At 42.6% G+C, this 791-nt stretch carries 1 protein-coding gene; it reads right to left on the bottom strand.

Annotation, left to right across the window (positions count from 1 at the left end; all coding sequences use genetic code 11):
* Positions 1 to 208 precede the first annotated feature (208 nt).
* On the bottom strand, positions 209 to 791 hold a 583-nt coding region (locus ACFFUV_RS23460; RefSeq protein ID WP_390198356.1), incomplete at its 5' end, for a hypothetical protein.

The following is a 791-nucleotide window of genomic DNA, read 5'->3' as shown; positions in this document are numbered from 1 at the left end:
TAGAATAACAGACCTAACAGAATTTGGACGGGTACTTCTTATTATCTGAAACGGCAATAATCTATCAGCCGGTGCGAACAATGGGTATATTTGCCCGTATGCGTAACTTTTACGGTGGTTCTGCTGCTCTATTGACGTGTACCACGGCAATACGCTTATTTGCTTCTGCTGCTCTATTGTCGTGTACCACGGCAATACGGTTATATCGTCATTCTGTATCATATTTCAACGTTGCTTTAATGTTTCGACTACACAAATTTACGCTTAATTTATCAACTTGACCGTTACCGATATACGTTTTTATTAGTTGCATCGGGTTTGGGTCGTCATTTGCCGGAAAACTAAACGTTTGTTTCTTCTTTCTCTCAATACCGTATGCGTAAACCTCGGAACCGTTTATTGATACACGACGGGCGGGTAAATCATATAACCAATACGGGGATTGCAGATTGATAAACGCCAAATATCCGTTTTGCAAAAAGTATTCGACCCCGTTAATAGTTTGGCGGGTAAATGGTAATATCCATTGCGACCCGGACATTGGCGGAACGGCGGCAAACAAGGCGAACCCGTCCGAACTCATATTGCCGGGGTTTAACAACATCATATCAATATCGGACGTAAAGTTTGATATATTAATTTCCTCAACCTTTCCGGGCGTTACATACTTGCTTATTACTTGTATCGGCAACCCTTCAAATGCCGCCGTAACGTCGTCCATCCATTCAAATTGGTAACGTTCCGGCAAATCGACCTTATCAAACGAATATTCCGACGTGTTGAACGCCCAC

The organism is Vibrio olivae (genome assembly GCF_042428525.1).
GTDB classification, from domain to species: Bacteria; Pseudomonadota; Gammaproteobacteria; order Enterobacterales; family Vibrionaceae; genus Vibrio; species Vibrio olivae.
Note: the sequence above shows the minus strand (reverse complement) of the source record. Positions and strands in the feature narration are given on the sequence as shown.